Source organism: Paenibacillus sp. P22 (genome assembly GCF_000469945.2).
GTDB lineage: Bacteria > Bacillota > Bacilli > Paenibacillales > Paenibacillaceae > Paenibacillus_O > Paenibacillus_O humicus.
In genome coordinates, this window is sequence record NZ_CBRA020000272.1 from 1 (window position 1) to 4,432 (window position 4,432).

Sequence of the window (4,432 nt, forward strand, 5' to 3'; positions counted from 1 at the left end):
AGGTCTTTATGCAACCGAAGAACATGAGTATCTTGTGGCTATTTTTGTGCCAAATTCTAATACAAGGTTGTTGGAGCCAAATAACGATGTCAACGATTTAGAAGGATATTTACGGAAAAGTGAGATGGCAGATCATAGCTCTTGGACAGATATAATATTAAATAATAAGCCGCTAGATATTATGGAAAAGATACGTTCGCAAGTTCGCCGAAAGATAAAAACTTCTATTGAAAATAAAGAAGAAGTCAAAGAAAGGCAAGCTATAAATAATTTAGCACGCAATGTCGGAAAGATGCTGCTTCCGCCGACAGGATTTGGTCGCCGTGCTTCTAGCCGTAATCGTGGTGGTGGTATGAAGTCTACTCCTAATGTAGGTGTTCGTGGTAATAGTTTTTCCATCTCATCACAGAAATTCATGGATAGTGGGAAAATAGAAATTAATTTCCAATTAAAACTGGCCCAAAATGTATCCCACTTTACGATAGAGTTATTTATTACATCTGAAAGTGGAAGAATCTCAGCAGTAGACTGGGAATCAATAGATAGTGTAGGTACTCCTTTTCCTGCAGAAATATGGAGGATTACTTTGTTGGATAAGGTTGATTTATTTGGTAGACCCACGGAACAAAAAAGTGAAAATCAAGTTAGCTATGCTGTACGTATTAAGAAAAAGGAAGAGCCGGTTGTGTGTTCTGGCATTTTAGTATTCGCATGTAAGGACCCTCTTGTGCAAGTCGAAGTCTCGATGAAGCCAGAAGGAAGTGTAGACTAACTGTGGTAAACAAGGTAAATATGCATCGGCTTTATGATGAGGAGATAGAAGAATTATTAAATGTATCAACAGATTTAGTATTTTATTTTCGAGAAGAAGATGGATTAAAACAAATCTTGAACCAGACCTTAGACTATGAGTTTAAAACAATATTAAGTAATGAGGATGACAGCTGGGACTTTGTAGAAAAAGGTTTTGGTTTATCGGGAAGTGTAACACTAGGTTGTCCGACCAGTTTGTTTGGTCCAACACGACTAGTTAATTCTGATGCAGAGCTGGGTATTGCAATACAATGGTTGTCAAAACAATCATCCCAACGTGGGGTAGTACCAATTGCCACCCTTACCAGTAAAACACCGAATGATTTGATGATACCTATCGATTATTATTTTCCAAAGGACAAATTATTTGGTGAAGTCGTTATTTCGTTAATCGTTTATTTGAAAAAGGCAAGCCACAATAGTATGCCAGGAGAAGCAAGAGTTTCAGGTGCGATTTTAGGAGAACTAGAAGAGTGGCTTGTAATTCTAGATGGATCTGGTTCTACATTTCCTATTGTAATTGTTAACGAACCAGATAAACCATTATGGTTTGTCGATTTTAATTATTCAGAACCGTTAATTGAACCGTTTGATAAGGAATACATTGCTATTTATTTAAATAAAGCTCATGACGCTTTTAAGTTTGTCTATAATCCCAAAACGAAACTTGACCAGGTACTTTATGTAGAGTTTCTAGCAGGTGCTATACACCTTATATTGCAAAATTTGATGGATTGTCCAGATTGGCAGGATATTCAGGATGGGAGAAACTGCGAAGAAGGCTCTATTGGTCAAGTTATGCATTATTTTAAAACAACACTAGATTGGGATCTTGACACGCCAGAAAAACTTGCAATATCTTTACGCAGAGATTTAGAAATACGAGTAAAGTCAGGTGGAATTTAGTGTGGGAAAATGTTGTATACACCAAAGCCCAAGCAAAATATAAGTTTCAAATGATTGAAGCTGAACCTGAGAACTGTGCACCACGCCAAGTCAAGAAACCTTTTGGTCAACTACGTGATATCATGATAAAAAGAAAAAAAAATAATTTTAAGAAATGAAACGAAAAAAATTAATTCTTATGTATTTGATATGTATATGGGGTTTACATTGTACCGTGTGCTTAAAGAAAACTATGGATTTAATGAAAGGTTGGCAGCTCAAGACGAGGTGTGGCGTTATTTGTCACTTGAAGTACTTCCTGATCTTGTGCAGGAACGCTGTGGAATGAATGATGACCGTTTTTATAAAGTACCGCGTCGTATTTGGCTAAGAACTATTTGGTGGTATATTCATCTTTCTTGGCAAGGCACAGAAGAAGAAACTCGTTACATTGTTAAGGATAATTCCGCAGATGAAATACTTCAGTTAGTAGATCGTTCAGGTGATGGAGGATATCGTGTTGAATTAACACGCGAGATTATCCGACAACTTAATATTGATGGGAACAGGGAGGTTCCACGATTACTTCGTCGAGTTTTGAAATTAAACACAGCAAGAGTAAAAATGATTGAACCTGAATTAGCAGAAGGTGGAATTGAAAGTTACGTAGCTGATTTATATAAGTATTTTTCTAAAAATCTCAGTAAAGCTGAGGAAATGAGTCGATAAAAAATGGATACATTTCAAAAGATTAAAGAGGTCTTTGCTTATTTTCGAACATCATCAAAACGTTCCATAGCATTTGAAGAGCAGTATTATTGGCTTGTGAAAACGGATGGTAAACAAGGGGTTGCCATTGAAATCCCTAAAGGCAAGCATGTAAATGAGCGATTCTCAAATATACACTATTACACTAAAGAATATATACTTAGTGGTGAAGAACGAAATTTATTAGTTCTCGCTTCTGATCATTCTAAGTACTACAATGAGTTTGCGATTATTTGCGCTGGATTTTTAGAGAAGGTATTAGACGCAGAATCGTATCAAGAGATTCAACAGTCGCCACTTACTTGGTGGCATGCAATGAAAGAACTGATGGGCAATGCAAATGTTGAAAAAACAACCTACAGCGTAATAGCCGAAATGTTGGGCTATTATTATCTATTGAAGCAGGGGAAAGATGTATCTTGGGTTGGGCCAATGGATGGTACTGTTGATTTAAATTGTACTGACGGAAGCTTTGAGGTGAAATCGACTGTAGCGCGTTACGGCTCACAAATCACAGTTAATAGTCAGTACCAGTTAAAAGCTAATTATTTGTTGTTTTTCCGTTTCGAGCCTGCCGTTAACGGTTTTTCAATCCAGGACATGGTTATAAAATTAGTTGAATTAAATGTACAAGAATCGGAAATTGAATTTGCTCTTGGTAAATTAAATTATCCGGAAGGCAGTGAAATTCGTTCGAAAAAATATCAGCTACTCGAAGTAAAGAAATTCGAAATCGATGAGCACTTTCCGAAGATTGTACCAGAAAGTTTTAGAGGTGGACAGTTGCCAAAACATATTAGTGGAATAGTTTATAAACTGGATTTAGATGGTTTAGGTGGGGAGGCTATAGATATCAGAGAATTTTAACTTGTTAGATATGGGAAAGAGGCTTGCAGTTTGGCCTACACCCCAATGCGAAGCAATCACTCATTTCCGTTCTTAAATGGTAATGGGTGTTTTTGTATAAAAACTGGGGATAATGCACAAAAAGATGATTAAAGGACTGTTGCAGGAAGGTGAGAGGGATTAAAGACTTTATCTTTTGGGATGAGCTGCTGGAATGGTACGAAATGAACGGACGACATCACTTCCCTTGGCGTAATACAAAAGATCCATATCGTATATTAATCGCAGAGTTCCTACTCCAGCAAACCCATGTGCGGAAAGTAGTGGAAGTTTATGAACTGCTTCTTCAGAAATACGCTGATGTAGATGAGTTGGGCAATGCAGTGGTTGTTGAACTAGAAACGATTATCGCTCCCCTTGGGCTTGTATATCGAGCAGAAAGACTGATAGAATCAGCAAAAATTATCTGCAATCAATACAACGGTAAAGTTCCAGATGATTATAATGAGTTAATAGTGCTTCCCGGAATTGGTGATTATATTGCAAATGCAATACTGTGTTATGCTTATGATAAGCCCGTAGTTCCAATTGATACAAATGTTATTCGGCTCTTTACGAGATATTTCGGTTATACATCTGCTATAGCTAGACCTCGAATGGATAAAGAGTTAGCGTTTAAAATTAGGTCCCACTTTGAGGGAAGAGACAGGACACGAGACGCGAATTTAGCCGTTCTTGATTTTGCAGGTTTAATTTGTACTGCAAAAAAACCGCGGTCAAATCAATGTCCGTTATCAGTGTATTGTCATGATTACCACTCGCGGCAGTCCGAATCCCGTTCCAATAACAATTTTATTGTCGAAACTGACTAAGTGCTTCTAAAACAATTATCTCTATGCCACTCTATGTATTTTTTGTGGTGCTCAACTAAAGTAATTTGTAAATATTCGCTTAAACCCAACATACTTTTTGTTTTAGGTGTCAAAAGTTTTGAAATAACAATTGTTCCACTGTCGTTAAAAGTTATAAGACCTTGATCAAATAATTTATCGTGATTTGGACATAGTAAAAGTCCATTGAATTTATCAAGTCTCTCCAAGTTTGAGCTGTGTTTCCACGG

General features: G+C 36.9%; 7 protein-coding genes. 6 read left to right on the forward strand and 1 reads right to left on the reverse strand.

Annotated features, from left to right (window positions below; genetic code table 11):
* The 6 genes from BN871_RS28710 to BN871_RS27250 form a co-directional block, all read left to right on the forward strand.
* Positions 1-772, forward strand: a 772-nt coding sequence (locus tag BN871_RS28710) for a hypothetical protein (RefSeq protein ID WP_198158108.1), incomplete at its 5' end; no start/stop codon positions are given.
* 2 nt (positions 773-774) lie between these two features.
* On the forward strand, positions 775-1,719 hold the full coding sequence (locus BN871_RS28080) for a hypothetical protein (RefSeq protein WP_021877988.1): 945 nt from the start codon (positions 775-777) through the stop codon (positions 1,717-1,719).
* The gene (locus BN871_RS28085; protein WP_157060397.1) at positions 1,719-1,877 is read left to right on the forward strand and encodes a hypothetical protein; all 159 of its coding nucleotides are present in this window, start codon (positions 1,719-1,721) and stop codon (positions 1,875-1,877) included. The genes BN871_RS28080 and BN871_RS28085 overlap by 1 nt, the downstream gene beginning before the upstream one ends.
* Positions 1,878-1,926: 49 nt before the next feature.
* Complete coding sequence (locus BN871_RS28090; RefSeq protein ID WP_157060398.1) at positions 1,927-2,427, forward strand: hypothetical protein; 501 nt, start codon at positions 1,927-1,929, stop codon at positions 2,425-2,427.
* Positions 2,428-2,430: 3 nt separating this feature from the next.
* A complete protein-coding gene (locus BN871_RS25530) occupies positions 2,431-3,333 on the forward strand; it encodes a PD-(D/E)XK motif protein (protein ID WP_021877990.1) in 903 nt (300 codons plus the stop codon).
* A gap of 149 nt (positions 3,334-3,482) precedes the next feature.
* The gene (locus BN871_RS27250; protein ID WP_083436663.1) at positions 3,483-4,184 is read left to right on the forward strand and encodes a hypothetical protein; all 702 of its coding nucleotides are present in this window, start codon (positions 3,483-3,485) and stop codon (positions 4,182-4,184) included.
* On the opposite strand, the gene BN871_RS27255 is transcribed toward BN871_RS27250, so the two are convergent.
* A partial coding sequence (locus tag BN871_RS27255) for an HNH endonuclease (protein WP_232313352.1) occupies positions 4,181-4,432 on the reverse strand: 252 nt, incomplete at its 5' end. The genes BN871_RS27250 and BN871_RS27255 overlap by 4 nt on opposite strands.

Excerpts from the sequence above, each read along its gene's own strand:
- BN871_RS25530 (WP_021877990.1), top strand. The coding sequence starts at position 2,431 with ATGGATACATTTCAAAAGATTAAAGAGGTCTTTGCTTATTTTCGAACA.